Source organism: Spartinivicinus ruber (genome assembly GCF_011009015.1).
Classification (GTDB): domain Bacteria; phylum Pseudomonadota; class Gammaproteobacteria; order Pseudomonadales; family Zooshikellaceae; genus Spartinivicinus; species Spartinivicinus ruber.
In genome coordinates, this window is sequence record NZ_CP048878.1 from 2,673,871 (window position 1) to 2,688,485 (window position 14,615).

Annotated in this window: 17 protein-coding genes and 2 pseudogenes; 17 read left to right on the forward strand and 2 right to left on the reverse strand. The window is 41.6% G+C overall.

The genetic code is table 11. From position 1 onward, the window contains the following. Positions 1-276, reverse strand: a complete 276-nt coding sequence (locus G4Y78_RS12795; protein ID WP_163833388.1) for a hypothetical protein — start codon at positions 274-276, stop codon at positions 1-3. Positions 277-410: 134 nt separating this feature from the next. Here G4Y78_RS12795 and G4Y78_RS12800 point away from each other — a divergent pair, with 134 nt between their 5' ends. The 16 genes and pseudogenes from G4Y78_RS12800 (at position 411) to G4Y78_RS30645 (ending at position 13,019) form a co-directional block, all read left to right on the forward strand. Further along, the gene (locus G4Y78_RS12800) at positions 411-989 is read left to right on the forward strand and encodes a phage tail assembly protein (protein WP_163833389.1); all 579 of its coding nucleotides are present in this window, start codon (positions 411-413) and stop codon (positions 987-989) included. Between the two features lie 99 nt (positions 990-1,088). Beyond that, positions 1,089-3,674 (forward strand): phage tail tape measure protein, encoded by a 2,586-nt coding sequence (locus tag G4Y78_RS12805; RefSeq protein WP_163833390.1) that lies wholly within the window; start codon positions 1,089-1,091, stop codon positions 3,672-3,674. Beyond that, on the forward strand, positions 3,674-4,075 hold the full coding sequence (locus G4Y78_RS12810) for a phage tail protein (protein ID WP_163833391.1): 402 nt from the start codon (positions 3,674-3,676) through the stop codon (positions 4,073-4,075). Before G4Y78_RS12805 ends, G4Y78_RS12810 begins: the two co-directional genes overlap by 1 nt. Further along, positions 4,050-4,256 (forward strand): tail protein X, encoded by a 207-nt coding sequence (locus G4Y78_RS12815; protein WP_163833392.1) that lies wholly within the window; start codon positions 4,050-4,052, stop codon positions 4,254-4,256. The genes G4Y78_RS12810 and G4Y78_RS12815 overlap by 26 nt, the downstream gene beginning before the upstream one ends. After that, positions 4,247-5,257 (forward strand): contractile injection system protein, VgrG/Pvc8 family, encoded by a 1,011-nt coding sequence (locus tag G4Y78_RS12820; RefSeq protein ID WP_163833393.1) that lies wholly within the window; start codon positions 4,247-4,249, stop codon positions 5,255-5,257. Before G4Y78_RS12815 ends, G4Y78_RS12820 begins: the two co-directional genes overlap by 10 nt. A 233-nt stretch (positions 5,258-5,490) precedes the next feature. Continuing rightward, complete coding sequence (locus tag G4Y78_RS12825; protein WP_163833394.1) at positions 5,491-5,775, forward strand: hypothetical protein; 285 nt, start codon at positions 5,491-5,493, stop codon at positions 5,773-5,775. Positions 5,776-5,969: 194 nt separating this feature from the next. Further along, positions 5,970-6,689 carry a DUF4339 domain-containing protein gene (locus tag G4Y78_RS12830; RefSeq protein WP_163833395.1) on the forward strand — a complete coding sequence of 240 codons (720 nt, stop codon included), beginning with the start codon at positions 5,970-5,972 and terminating at the stop codon, positions 6,687-6,689. A 53-nt stretch (positions 6,690-6,742) separates the two neighbouring features. Continuing rightward, entirely contained in the window at positions 6,743-7,243 is a 501-nt protein-coding gene (locus G4Y78_RS12835; RefSeq protein WP_163833396.1) for a superinfection exclusion B family protein, read from the forward strand. A 180-nt stretch (positions 7,244-7,423) separates the two neighbouring features. Beyond that, on the forward strand, positions 7,424-7,759 hold the full coding sequence (locus G4Y78_RS12840) for a hypothetical protein (protein WP_163833397.1): 336 nt from the start codon (positions 7,424-7,426) through the stop codon (positions 7,757-7,759). 100 nt (positions 7,760-7,859) lie between these two features. Further along, positions 7,860-8,552, forward strand: coding sequence for a TIR domain-containing protein (locus G4Y78_RS12845; RefSeq protein ID WP_163833398.1), 693 nt, complete (start codon positions 7,860-7,862; stop codon positions 8,550-8,552). Positions 8,553-8,590: 38 nt separating this feature from the next. Further along, a pseudogene (locus G4Y78_RS12850) lies at positions 8,591-10,116 on the forward strand (IS3 family transposase). Positions 10,117-10,343: 227 nt separating this feature from the next. Next, positions 10,344-10,580 (forward strand): annotated as a pseudogene (locus G4Y78_RS31700) (TIR domain-containing protein); the annotation flags it as partial. 95 nt (positions 10,581-10,675) lie between these two features. Then, positions 10,676-11,278: an SLATT domain-containing protein gene (locus G4Y78_RS12860; protein ID WP_163833400.1), complete on the forward strand. Its 603-nt coding sequence runs from the start codon at positions 10,676-10,678 to the stop codon at positions 11,276-11,278. Between the two features lie 39 nt (positions 11,279-11,317). Further along, positions 11,318-11,932 (forward strand): hypothetical protein, encoded by a 615-nt coding sequence (locus G4Y78_RS12865; RefSeq protein WP_163833401.1) that lies wholly within the window; start codon positions 11,318-11,320, stop codon positions 11,930-11,932. Positions 11,933-11,981: 49 nt separating this feature from the next. Beyond that, on the forward strand, positions 11,982-12,593 hold the full coding sequence (locus G4Y78_RS12870; RefSeq protein WP_163833402.1) for a hypothetical protein: 612 nt from the start codon (positions 11,982-11,984) through the stop codon (positions 12,591-12,593). Between the two features lie 276 nt (positions 12,594-12,869). Continuing rightward, positions 12,870-13,019 (forward strand): hypothetical protein, encoded by a 150-nt coding sequence (locus G4Y78_RS30645; RefSeq protein ID WP_178124459.1) that lies wholly within the window; start codon positions 12,870-12,872, stop codon positions 13,017-13,019. A 450-nt stretch (positions 13,020-13,469) separates the two neighbouring features. Here the strand turns inward: G4Y78_RS30645 and G4Y78_RS12880 are convergent, their stop codons facing one another. After that, on the reverse strand, positions 13,470-13,742 hold the full coding sequence (locus tag G4Y78_RS12880) for a hypothetical protein (protein WP_163833403.1): 273 nt from the start codon (positions 13,740-13,742) through the stop codon (positions 13,470-13,472). A gap of 260 nt (positions 13,743-14,002) precedes the next feature. On the opposite strand from G4Y78_RS12880, the gene G4Y78_RS12885 reads away from it, so the two are divergent. Continuing rightward, positions 14,003-14,377, forward strand: a complete 375-nt coding sequence (locus G4Y78_RS12885; protein ID WP_163833404.1) for a hypothetical protein — start codon at positions 14,003-14,005, stop codon at positions 14,375-14,377. Positions 14,378-14,615 lie beyond the last annotated feature (238 nt).

The window sequence follows — 14,615 nt, forward strand, 5'->3', positions numbered from 1 at the left end:
TTAAAGATAATTTTTGGTATTCAATAATTTAATATCCATAAATTCTTTTGTCATTAGATCATTTAAACTAATCACTTTGTTTTTATAAGTACCGTTAATGAGCTGTTTAAATTCATTCTGAAAGTAATGCACAGGCGACATACACTGTTCTGCCCATAAAGACTCTGAAACAGCATATTTTCCACACACAGAGCAATTAATAAGATAGGAATTATGGGTTTTAGAATGAATCAAGGTGGGAAGCTTTCCACAATCACCTAAACAAGACATACTCATAAATCTCTCACTGAGAAGTTGGTATAAATTTAGTTTAGTAATGATATGCTTTTTGATCAATATTTAGCTATTTAACTTCATTGTAATTTAAGTGAAATCCATAATTTAATTATTTATTTAAAAGGTAAATTATTATGACCCAATGGACACCCGAAGTCTATCAATTACGCTGGGCGATTACGGATGATAAAGACCAGCCTTTAACCCAAGTCACCCTAAAACCGGTTAACCGAAAGGATCACGTTAACGCTTTAAAAGACAAGCCAGAAGACAATGAAGCTTTATATCGGTTAGCCCAATTATCCTGTGGATTATCGATCAGTGAAATTAAACGGTTAAATACACCTGACTGGAACAGTATTAAAGACAAGCTGATTGATTTAGTCAGTAAAGGCGCAGATTATTTCTTTGAAAAGTTGGGCGAGGATTTTGATAAAGACCACCCGCAATTATTAGTACCGATTAAAGGCGATGATGATCAGCTGATTAATAACATTGATTTAAAAATCCCCACTGTTGAAACCAGCGAATTAATGCAAGCACAAAAAACCACGGAATTAAAAGGCTTATTTATTACCCGTGCCTGTACCGGGTTAAGTGAGGCTGAAATTAATCGGTTAGCCATGCCTGACTGGTTGCATATCCAAACGAGGATTACGGATTTTTTGACCGAAACGGCGGACTCCTTTCCCGTCGAGACATTAACACCCTAACCGATACCATCCCCTTAGTTTACCATGTCACCGAACAGGAAATTTTATCCTGGCCGGTCGATAAAGCCCTGCGTCGTTATCAACTGACTCTACAACGTTATGCCAAACGCTCAATATAGTATTGCCATTGCGGCGATTGACCGCTTTTCGGCACCACTACAGTCGTATCAGCGCACCACCGAACAGTTAACATCACAATTACGTGAGCAACGTTCTGAGGTTCGCCGATTGAATGCCGTGCAACGGGATATGAGCAGTTATGATCGATTGCAGCGGCAAATGGAAGACACCAGCCGTTCGTTATCTGATGCCAGGCTGGAGCAGCGTCAGTTAGCCCAACAGATGCGGGATACCCAAAACCCCAGCCGACAACTGACGCGACATTTTGATCGGGCTAACCGGGCGGTGACTCAGTTAAATGCGCAGTATCAAACTCAAACTAATCGGTTAGACCGCCTACAACGGGAGTTGTCTGATGCCGGTGTGGATACTAACCGTTTAGTGGTTGAACAAATCCGCATGGCGGGTGCGGTGAACCAAGCCAATAATGCCTTAGAGTCTCAACAGCAACGAATGCAGGCGGTTAATCAGGCCCAAGCCCGAATTGATGCTAACCAAGCGGAACGGGGCAAAGTCTATGGCGCGATGATGGAAGTGGCCGCCGCGGGGTATTTAATGGCCCAGCCTGTCAGAAAAGCCATTGATTATGAATCGTCTTTTGCCGATGTAAAAAAAGTCGTGGACTTTGACGGGTCCAAAGGCGAAGACAAGCAAATGGCCAGTGACATACTGAAGCTGTCCACTAAAATCCCGATGGCCGCAGACGGCTTATCAGAAATTATTGCCGCCGGTGGCCAAAGTAATATCGCCAAAGGTGAGTTATTAAACTTTGCGACCTCGGCGGCCAAAATGGGTGTGGCCTTTGATATTGAGGCAGAAGAAGCCGGTAAAACCATGGCCGCCTGGCGTTCGGCAATGGGATTAAATCAAGACCGGGCAATTAAGCTGGCGGATGCTACTAATTATTTATCAAATAACCTATCAGCAGAAGCCAAGGATATTGCTGGGGTAATGAAACGCCAGGGATCAGTGGCGATGTCCTCTGGCTTTTCAGAAGTCCAGGCCGCGAGTTTTTCGGCTGCCTTATTATCCGGTGGTGCAGCTGAAGAAGTCGCTGCTACGGCCTTAAAAAATATCACCGGGGCCATGTCCAAAGGGAAAATGGCCTCCAAACGCCAAAAACAAGTGTGGGGGCAATTAGGCTTTGACCCGGAATTATTAGCCGGTGAAATGCTACAGGATGCGCCTAACACCATTATTCGGGTCTTTGAAGCCTTTCAGGATATGCCCGAGGAAGAAATCAGCGCCTTAGTCTCTGCCTTATTTGGAGAAGAATCGAAAGGGGCAGTGATGCCCTTAATTAAAAACCTGGATAATTTAAAAAATGCATTCAAATTAACCGGGGATGAAAGTCGTTACCTTAGCTCCATGGAAAAGGAGTATCAGGCCCGTTCAGCCACTACTGCGAATAACTTAGAATTATTAGGCAACAGTTTTGACCGCTTATTTATAGTAATGGGCGATCAGTTATTGCCGGTATTAAATGACATTGTTGATCCTCTCACCGAATTTATTAACTCATTAGCGGATGCCGCCGAGGAATATCCAACCGTAGCTAAAACCATCGGCTTAATTGGCGCTGGTGGTGTGGCGTTAATTGGGGCTGGATTAGCCATTAAATTAATGGCCCTCGGTATTGGCCAAGGGATTAATTATTTACGCCGAGCCCGTGCCAGGTTAGGCGGTACGACAGCGACCACGGCCACCCAAACCCAACAAGCGAATACGTCACTACGACAGTTGAATAATACCTTAGCGGGTACGGGTCGAGGCAATAACAATAGACGACAATTAGGCGCTAACTGTGCTTGCTGTTGTTGCCAGATGGACGGTGGTGGTAGACGAAGAAGGCGTGGTAGAAGAAACAGAGGGCGAAGCCGACGTGGGAGACTATCCGGCAGAGGCCGTACATTACCCGTTTTACCCAACCCTGCTGCGGCTGTTACCCCAGGAATAGGCCGACGGTTATTACAAGGCGCAGGCCGTGTGGTGAGGCCATTAGGGGTTGGACTGGCGGCAACTGCTTTAGCTGATGCGGCCATGGCGGGCGATGCGACAGAAGCCGGTGGACAGTTAGGCGATATAGCCGGCAGTTTAAGTGGAGCGATGGCCGGTGGTGCCATGGGGGCGGCAGTGGGTAGTGTGGTACCGGTCGTGGGTACCGTAATTGGTGGGGCCATTGGCAGTGTCGTTGGGGGGATTGCCGGGAGCAGTTTAGGTAAATGGATTGGTGAAGGCGTTGGCAGCTGGTTTGATGATGACGATGAAAAAGAAACAGTCGAGCTTAAACCCAAGGTGGCTGATATTGTTAATCAACCCATTACCGATAAATTACCCTCACCTGAAAAAGTGTCTCAGCAGATCGTTACTAATAACAACCACCAACAAGTGTCGCCTACCTTTAACCTAAGTTTTATGATGCCACCGGGCATTGATCCCAATAATACCCAAGCGCTAGCCGATAGCATTACCAATCAAATGCAATCTCAAGTCTTACCGTTAATGGCCAGTGGTCAATTAGCCGAACGACTGGATGGTTCGCTTTCAGATAGGAATAACGATTAATGCGACAACAAATGGCATTAGGGGATTTTGTATTCAGTATTACCCATCGCTCGGCGTATGAGCAATTACAATACAAATCTTCCGTTAAATGGGTGAATACCGAAGTGGTAAATGGTAAACCGTTAAGTCACTTTAGTGCACCGAATTTAGATACCATTAGCGTAAATGGTAAGGTCTTTGGTGTGACTGGCGAAGATAATTTATTGCGTTTACGACAGATGCAGCTGGCCGGTCAGCCTTATTTTTTAGTGGATGGCCGGGGTACCAATTTAGGGCAGTGGAAAATACTGGAAGTCACTGAAACCCATAAACGGATATTACCTACCGGGGAACCCCAAGTAATTGAATTTACCCTGTCATTAGAGGAGTATGCTAATGCGCGTCACGACCCTGGCCGGTGATACGGTAGCTGATTTACTATACCGGCATTTAGGGCAAGATAATGACGAATTAGAGAACGCTTTTTATCAACTCAATCCAGAAATAACACAACTCACTTATATCTTACCCGCCGGTATTCCCCTCACTTTACCCACCCCTCAACCGATAAAACCAAAGCCAGTTATACAATTATGGGATTAGATTATCGCGTATATCCAACTATGACGGGTGCGCATGCCAACATTATTAATCAACGGCTCATCTCCTGGGAATTAACCGATGCGGCGGGTCATCAGTCTGACCAATTAAAACTAGTCGTCGATGCGGAAGGATTACCTGGCCTACCCAAAGAAGGTGAAAGAATAGGGTTAATACTGAATTATCAAGGTGTTCCTTATGATAAAGGCGAGTTTTTAATTACCCGGATTAACGCCAAATTATTTCCGATGGAAATAACCATAGTTGCAACAGCGGCACCGTTTCAGGTGAAAGATGACAGTGCGTTTAAGAAAAGACGGTCACAGTCCTATGAGCAATATACACTCGGTGTGTTATTTGAAAATATCGTAAAAAAACACGGTTTTTTACCTCGCGTCGATCCAGCGTTAGCTAATATTAAAGTAAGTCATGTCGATCAAACCGACGAAACGGATATGTCGTTTATTACCCGTTTAGCCAGGCAGTATGATGCAGTCGCTAAGCCTGTCAACCAGCTGTATATTCTGGCTAAAAAAGGACAGCTAAAAAGCATATCGGGTAAACAGTTATTGACTGTTAAAGTTGGTTTGCCTGCCAATAACCAGCCGACAAATCATAATTTTATTAATGCACATGCCACTTTACCGAGTCGAGGTAAATATAATGGTGTGGTCACTCTCTGGTGGGATGGAAAAGCCGCTAAGGAACGAGAAGTGAAAATAGGCAAACCTGCCTATAAAAAACTACGACACCTGTTTGACAGTGAGGCTAAGGCCAGAGAAATAGGCCAAAGTCAGCTAAGAAAAGTGGGTCGTAAAGGTGTGAATATTTCCTTAGAAATACCAGCGAATCCGTTGTTAGTAGCGGAAGGATTGATCGAATTAGATGGGAGTTTTCCGGGTCATATGCAAGGTAAGTGGTCAATAGAGCGGGTGATGTATAGAGGTAATAAGTCGATGGGTTGTAGGTGTTCGGTGAGTGCGGGGCAACCCAGTAATAGATAATGATCAATTAATCGTTGGGTAAGGAAAGCCAAATGATAAGATCTTTAGAAAAAATTACATTATCAGACCTAAAAAAATTGTATCAACTAGCTTCTGAAGATATGAGGGCTTTTTTTTAAACGAAATCCAAGATATAAAAGCTCGTATTTTGGCAATGAAAGTTTAGTTGCGCTATGTCAGGGAACAGCATTGCATTACATTGATAGTAAAAACGGTGTTAAAGATTTTGATATATGGTTCTTTTTCCAGAAGCTGGAATCAATTTGCCTTGTCGTCGTAGAGGTGTAGTAGATTTTGGCCAATCGAAATTTGGAAAGCACCCAGATGTAACAGAATATGAGGGTAGAACTGTTGATGTTCTAATGCGTTCAGATAAAGCATTCAATAACACTACTGCTGAATCAGGGATTGCTAATTACTTATCAAAGCCAAGAACTAAAACCGCTAGATTATTAGCACAAAAGGCGGTAATTGGTCTATATCCAGAAAATATTTTTGGTAAAGTGATGTGGCAGTAACTTTTAATAAATAGTAGACAATAAAGGCAACAAAAATATTGGCCTGTTAAATCTAAATTACAGCGTAAAGGGCATTTAAATAAAAAAATACTGTTTAGTAATATGTGAAAGTAAGTCATTAGTATAACAAATGATTGTTTATTGATCTGCAATCCTATATTTAGTGATTTAAAATTTATTTACGAGTATTTATTATGACACAATGGCATTATGCAGTTAACGGAGAACAAATAGGCCCTGTTAGCATTGATGATATTAAAGTCGCTGTTAATGCAGGTAAAATAACTACTTCGACGAAAGTATGGAATGGTAAAGGGGATTGGAAACCTGCTAAGGAAACACGGTTATTTGACATTTTAAAATCAGCAGATCCAGCAATTCCTCCACCTCTAGCTTCTGAGGATGTAGCTAATAACTTCATTTGGATATTGATAGTAGTTCCAATTCTAGGAGTTACTATTGATTTTATTATTGGTACAGTTTTGATTTTTCCATCATTTATCGCCAATACTATTTTATGTATAATGGACATAAGAAAGTTGAAGGCAGCGGGTTACATTGCGCCAAATCATTGGACGGTTTTTATTGTACCTGTTTATATATGGAAACGTGCAACATTACTAAATCATAAAAGGAACTACTTTTATAGTTGGATAGCTTCTTTTTTCTTGTCAATATTCCTTGCTATTAGTGGTGCTAGATTAATTATAGAAGAAGCTGCCTGTCCTATAGTCACAGATATAATCAAATCACAATTATATAGTTCAGCAAAATGTATGGGTGTGAGTATAAATAAAGAAGTAACAACTGGTTTTTACAAAGCAACTGCAACTTTAGATAATGGGTATGATATTAATATTACCATTGAAGAAAAAGACAATGGGATGATTTACATACGAATTCCTAACCAGTAATAATGTGAGTTTAGTACAGGATAAAAGTAACAAACGGATCAGATGCTAGATATATGGATCTACTTAGTTGGATCAAGGCACCAAGAGAAGTTGTATGGCCTTTAATAATCGTTAGCTGCTTACTGCTATGGGGGCCCGGATGGTTTGTACAAGGTTTGGGACTTGAAAGTTTCATTGATGAGTATAGAAAGTGGCTTGGAGTAGTATTCTTATTTTTTCTGATCGTAGGGATTCAACCAGCTATACCATCTGCATATAAAAAAATCATAAAGATGATCGACACACGTAAAAGGTTAAACAAAGCAACTGAGGAGATATCAAATCTTACTCCAAAAGAAAAAGAAATTTTAAGATATTATATTATCAATAATATCAGGACACAAGATCTAAGTATTCAAGATGGTAATGTAAATATTTTAATTTCAAAGGGCTTCTTAATTTTGGCATCAAGTGTCAGTTATGGAGGCATGAAGGGTAGTTTTACTTTTCCAGTAAATATAACTGACTGGACATGGAACTACATTAGAAAGAATCCAAATGTGTTGGAGGATTAGGTAGTTAATACTATAAAGTCGGATGAAATGAATACCATCAGTGTGTGGGAAAAAACTATAAACACTATAAATGTAGTATTCATCAATCACTGTTATTACCCTGAACTACCGATTTTTTAGTATATCACGTCATAGTGACGTTCATTAGTAGTTAGGACTAGCATAAGCACAGATATAAAAGTGTTGCTTGAGCACTTAATATCAGACGAATGGGTTTTGGTTGATGTTGACCCTATTTATTCTTCTGATAGAAACTCGAAAAGGCGAGAGGCTTTATACGAGCTTAAGCATGCTGAGTTGACTAGCAATGTCAGCAAAGGGGCTAAGTATTGGTTTGAAGGTGATGACGCTCTAGATTTTGTTGCTGCCTTAAGTATCTTGGAGGCTTGTGCTCTTTGGCATAGAACGGAGTTAAATTCGAATCAGCTTGAAATGAATTTACAGGGCCAACTAACAACATATTTTGACTTATGGGAACCTGATTTTGAAAAGTGGAGGGTGATCGTTGCAATTTAGTCAACCCAGTCCTAACAAAGCGCTGCTAGGGAAAAACCTACGCTGTGCTTCGGTTTTCCCCAGAGCACGGCGTTAGGCTTCAAAAAGGAGGTTATCAGCATTGTTTAACCTACTTATTTCAGCAAACCCGGAGAGTTGGGATTCACCTCATTGGGAAATCGAGCGAGCTAGGGCAGTTGTTGAATATACTGCTGATGAAATCAGCGAGCGGTATAAATTCTTCGATGAAAAAGCAATTCGGGAATTAAAAAGCTTTCCCTGCTTATTCGTCATAGAGAACGAATATAAAGAATCTCGAATTGGATATATCACAGATATTAGGGTTCGGCAGAATACCGTCGTAGTAGATTTTGAGTTTGATCCAATCCTCCCTTTCTTGCCGATTGGATCAATAGAAAACCTAAGAGCAGATATCGACCTAGGTCGTTGGGAATTGTCTCGAACTCATTGGGCTGTAAAAGATGAAGCTATTTTTGATATTTTGCTCAAGCACGGCCTAATTACCCTACAGCAGTTAAATGCATCGCAAGCATTAAAAGAGCCACCGCCACCACCTATAGTTCCGCCAGCAACTGCTGACGGTTCGGTTCCATTCAACACATCACAAGTATTCATTGTGCATGGCCATGACGAAATCGCTAAATTAGAGATAGCCGAGTTCATCGAAAGCCTAGGCCTGGAACCTATTATTCTTCATATGCAAGCTAGTTCGGGGCGCACAATAATCGAAAAGATCGAACATTACTCCAATGTTGGGTTTGGTGTCGTACTTTACCCCTCTCTGTCAGGCTAGTTGTCGTTTTTATTCACTGAGATGACGACAGATAACTGATGGCTAAATATACCAAACAGCAAAAAGAAAATATCTTAAAGCTATTGCTCCCACCCGAAAATAAATCAGTCCCAGTGGTACACAAAATGACTGGCATTCCTCAGTCAACCCTGCATACTTGGAAAACCAAAGTGCGAAGTCAATCTGCCAACATGCCGAAAGAAACATCAAATCAAAGCTGGTCATCAGAACAAAGGCTTAATGTGATCATTGAGACAGCGGCCTTATCTCAAGCAGAGCTAGCAGCCTATTGCCGAAAAAAAGGGTTGTATGTTGAGCAAGTTGAGCAGTGGAAACAGGCATTTATTCAGCCAGAGCAACCCTCCCAGGAGCTAAAGAAAAGCTTGCAAGTGGAAAAGCAGCGGTGCCAACAACTTGAAAAAGAGCTAAAGCGAAAAGAAAAAGCACTGGCCGAAGCCGCGGCCCTGTTAGTCCTTCAAAAAAAAGCTCAGTCAATCTGGGGACCGGACGAGGAAGCCTAACGTCGTATGCGGATAGGCAACAAACAGTTCAGTTAATTGGGGAAGCCACAACTGCAGGGGCTCGGCAATTTAAGGCCTGTGAAGTATTAGGGTTAACCCCGCGCACTTATCAACGGTGGCAGCAAGGCGGTGAGCTACAACCGGATGGCCGCACCACTGCACAGCGTCCATTGCCGCCTAATAAGCTGCCTCCCAATGTTCATCAACAGATGCGAGAAACGCTGAATTCACCGGAGTTTGCTGACCTCCCACCTTCTCAGATTGTGCCTAAATTAGCAGATCAAGGTGAGTATATTGCCAGTGAAGCCAGCTTTTATCGGCTCATGCGGGCAGAAGGGTTATCAACCCATCGAGGGAAGACCCAATCTCGTCAACCCAAACCGAAAACCACCCACACGGCGACAGGCCCTAATCAACTTTGGTGCTGGGATATCACTTGGTTGCCAGGTCCCGTCACCGGCATCTTTTTTTACCTGTATTTGATCCTTGATGTTTTCAGCCGCAAGGTGGTTGGCTGGGAGGTGCACGATTGTGAGCGTAGTAGCCTAGCGGCAGACTTAATACAGAAAGCCTTCTGGCGGGAAAATCTCCATAAAATTCACCAGCAGCCCCTGATATTACATTCAGATAATGGGAGTCCAATGAAGGGAAGCGCTTTACAAGTCAAACTCGCTGAACTTGGTATTGAGCCTTCTTATAGTCGACCGCGAGTTAGCAATGACAATGCTTATGCAGAGTCCATATTTAAGACCACTAAATACCGACCAGATTTCCCTCACCAAGGGTTTACCTCATTAGAAAGCGCTCAACGGTGGGTTGATCAATTTGTTCATTGGTATAACCATGAGCATCAGCATAGTGGATTAAAGTTTGTAACACCGGTACAACGCCATACAGGTGAAGACCTAGTTATTTTAAGCCGGCGGAAACAGGTTTATGAGCAAGCTAAAGCAGCTTCCCCTAACCGATGGAGTGGGAATATACGAAACTGGGAGTTGGCAGATGAAGTCCACTTAAACCCTGAGAGAAATCAAACTCGTTAATATCCATTTAAAACTGTGCAACTCCCCTCTTTAATTGAAGCTGCTGAGGATGGATGCTTTGCATCGCAAGGCGTCCACCAGAAGGAGCAATGGGTGTTGTCTGTGTTATTAATAATTAGCCCTAAATTGATTATTAATATTTATTATGCCTCACGTTTTGAGATAGCTCGATGAAGATAAGAAGATAACACGACAACTACGTTGACAAACACCGTTACACGCCCTGCGATGTCGGCTCTAAGTTTGGTGCTTTGAACGGCAACTATCGAGCGCGCCAAAATGTCGTATTTGAACACGGTTATTTAATTGGGAAACTAAGTCGTTCAAGAGTGACTGCGGTAGTTAAAGGCCCGGTCGAAACACCAAACGATATTAGTGGGGTCGTTTACATTGCGCTAGACGAGAAAGGCAATTGGAAGAGTGAGCTTATAAAAGAGATGTGTAGTGCTGGTTATGTCGTATAAGCCTAACAATGCCGTAAACTTGGACGCATTTTTCGTTCGTTGCGCTCACTACAAATGCGCCGGTACGGCTGGCGTTATGACTCAAGGAGGACGATTTGGCAGAGTTAGAAAATAGCAAAATAAAAGAGTTACTGCGAAGAACTAAGCTGACAACAAAGTCTCGGTACAAGGCTAGCGAGAGATTTGCAGCACACCAAAAGGTATCGCAGTGGACTGTAGCTTTTATTTCTGCAGCTTTAATCTTTATACCTCTCTTCCAAGCCTATGGTGTAAAATTAACCATTCCTGAGCAACTATTGAATAGCTTTCAATCAGTTTTAGCTGTTATGGTGCTTGTTTATTCCTTATTGCTTGGCCAGGAAAATTTTGTATCTCGAGCGGAAGCGATGCATAGAAATGGAGTGGAGTTAGGAAGATTTGCTAGAAAGTTAAGGGGGATTCCTGATGGCTATAGTAAGTATGATGAGTTGGTAGAAGAGTACTATGGAATATTAGAAAAATACGAAAATCACAAGCCTGTGGATTATTTATTTACTCGCCTTCACCAAAAACCCGAAAAGTTTTTAGAGTGGCCTGGATATTTTTGGCTTTGGCTTAGAGCTCAATTTTTCATGTGGCTTGGCTACACTCATTACATTGCCGCATGGTGTTTTGTTGGATACATTTTCTATTATATTTTTACAAATATTGCGTCATAACAAGGGCCATCAAAACTGACAAATAAGTGTAGGCTATAAATGGAGTTTTCTAAATTGAACATAACATTTGGGATAGCTATAGGGGCAATAATAGCTGCTGTACTAAATATTATTGCGAACCATATAAGCAGAAGGGTAAATGAGAATGTCAAGAAAAAAACCTGTGTAAAAATACTGTTTGGAGAGCTTCTTAACGTTCTAAATCATTATCAATTTTCGGGTATTCCCATTAGTCTAATAGACGGAGATGATAGAAACATTTCGGAAGTTATTAAGCGCATGGAGTTCGCCAAATACGGAGATTTTAAGGCAGTAAAAAATATAGAGCTATATGGTTTCCTTTCTGCTGTTCAAGTTCGCAATATTCACCAGCTATCACTAAAGATTCGAAATACAGACACTCTTATAAAAAGCTATCTATCCTCAGAATTTGTAAATAATTCTGCAGCGACTCATGAAGAAATCAATCTAGTTCGTGAGATTGGCTCTCGAATGGATTACGTATCAGATACCGCTGATCTTTTGTTATCTTATATTTCAGAACAGCACCCAGAATATAGTTCGTTATTTCAAGATACGAAGAATATCGAGAAGCCAAATTATGCGCTGTATCAGAAGCCTAATAAACAAAGGCAGCATCGCCTTGCGGGCTGAACGCGCTAATGCGCGCCGCTTCTTTGGTCGTTAACTGCTCGGAGGAAAGATGAGCGCTGTAGAAGTATTTTCTATAATTAAAGATGTTTTTCTTGCAGGAGCAGCAGGTACTACAGCATATGTAGCATATACTGGACTTGAAAAGTGGCAGAAGGAACTCCGAGGAAAAGCCAACTTTGAAGTTGCCAGAGAACTGATTAAGTCGGTCTACAAGTTAAGAGATGAGATTGGTTATTGTCGCTCTCCGTTTATTTTTGCGGCGGAATTTCCTGACGGGTACAAAGGCTCACTAGGTAAGCATACAGCAGAGGAAGAAGGACAAGCATGGGCATATGTGTACTCTAAAAGATGGGAGCCTGTTGGCCAAGCAGTTCAGCATTTTGATGCTGCTGTGTTAGAAGCTGAGGCGCTTTGGGGTGTGAGCATTAAGGAAAAAGCTAAAGAGTTGCGCCAGTGTGTCCGTAGCCTTCAAGTAAATATTGAAGCCGTGATTGCAGATAAATATTCTGGTGGTGAAGATTTCAAAGACAAAGACTTTGCTAAAAAAGTACGGTCTGCGGTTTCTGATACTAAATCCATAGAAAACGAATTAACCAATAAAATTGACGTTGCAATAGGTGGCCTAGAGTCAAAAATCAGGCCGCATCTATCGCGCAGCTAACAAGGTGCTCAAGCTAGGACGTGATACCGCGCGCCGCTTAGCTTGGCGTTAGCCTAACAATAAACTCTTTTTTCTTGAAAATTTTTATATTTTATCAGTCTACCTCAACTTGCAATGCCTTGTGAGTGTTTTTTCCCTCGTAGAAGGAGACTCTATGTCTAAACCTATTTTTGTCTGGATGGGCGGCAAGCGCCGTTTAGCCAGGCACATCTTACCGTTATTTCCTGATCACACCTGCTAGGTTGAACCGTTCTGTGGTCAGCCGCATTATTTTTTATGAAGGAGCCGTCGAAAGCAGAGGTATTAAATGATATTTCGTCGGATGTGATTAACTTATTCCGGGTAGTGCAGCATTACTTAGAAGAATTTATCCGACAGTTTAAGAAGGCTTTGGTTAGCCGCCAGTTATTTGAGTGGGTAAAATAGTACCCCACCTGAAATGCTAACCGATATCCAACGAGCAGCACGGTTTTACTAGCTGCAGCAGCTGATCTTTGGTGTTAAACTAACTGGCCGAACCTTTGGCACCACACTATTAAGGTTTAACTTAATCAGGCTAAAAGAAACCCTTTCACAAGCTCATTTGAGGCTAGCAAGGGTAACAATAGAGAACCTGGATTGGCAGCAATGTATTAAAACGCTACGACTGGGAACATGGAAGTTTAGAGCGCACTAGTGGGCTGTGCTGGTACTGAATCAGGTTTAAAGATTGGGTACCCAGTTTCAAAAAACTAATAATGAAAGGTTGTAATTGTAAGCTAGAATCAACCCTCTGCCGACAAGAGGGTGTGAACTAGGTAGGCTACTTAACTATCCTTGAGGTAGCTCTTTTTTCATTATGTAAATAAACAATACCTCAGTACTTTAAAGGGGGAATTAAAAAGAGTCTGCTCTATAAAGACAAAGCATTATATCCTTCGCTTGATGTATGCTTTGCTGGTATTGCAGAATGAACGTTCTTAAAAGAATGTCATTTTGTTTTTTCAATAAATTTATATCGTCGGTTAGCTCCTCCATTTCAGGGCTGGTCCCGTGCGTCTCTTTAATTCGGGCTAATCTCTTATCAATTTTTATAGAGCGGCTGTCAGCAATTTTTTGTATGTCATTAAAAGAAAAGTGCTGACAGTCGTCGGGACTACGGTATTTCATTGCGAATTCCTTCTATAAATAGTCCTTAACTGTCTTATGTATGAGTAGAGCTGTCTACTCATTTAACACTGCCCAAATATACAGCATAAGCTAATGTGAAATAAAGCACATAAAACAATCAATCGGGCGTTTAGGTAAGATTATTACCCAGATTTACGACTAATTTGCTAAAAATACGCATAGATTGGGTAGGATTTTTACCCAATTTTTTGAGTTCGCCAGTACCATTTCTATTACCATTTGTCTAAAATGCACTCATTATGAGTAGTAATTCATCAGTTAGTAAAAGAGTTAAAGAAAGGCAAGCCAGGGTTAAGCGTGAGCTGGATAAACAGAATACATCCGCGAGAATGCTTTCCAAGGCTTTAGGTGGTAAATGGGAAAGCAAACGAAAGATCATTACCAGTGGAGACATGAACCTGGATTTTGCCCAGGAGGTCTGCGAGATGTTGGGAAGAGATATGATCTGGTTAACTATTGGACATAATGGTGGTCACAAGCTATCAAAAACGTTCAGGATGCTGATAGACCTCTGTGATTCCAATCCTGAGTATATGGATAAGCTTATGGACGTAATTGAAATGACTTGGGAGATAGCTTGTAGGGAAAGGCTAAATACAACAAATGACTTCTAATTTTGGGCATTCAAGCCCAATTGCAAATTTCATAATATACAGTGGTTTGGGTGTTTTTAAGTCATTGATTTATATAGGGTGGATAAAAAGCAGAATATTATGAAATATGCTGTAACACATTGAAAGCCAAAGGTTTTTCTTTGGACTTAAAATCCCTCGGAGGAATACTCCATGCCGGTTCTGCCCTGGGCAGCATCTCTAAATAATTGTAGCGTTATTTAACGCAAAATCAATCTTA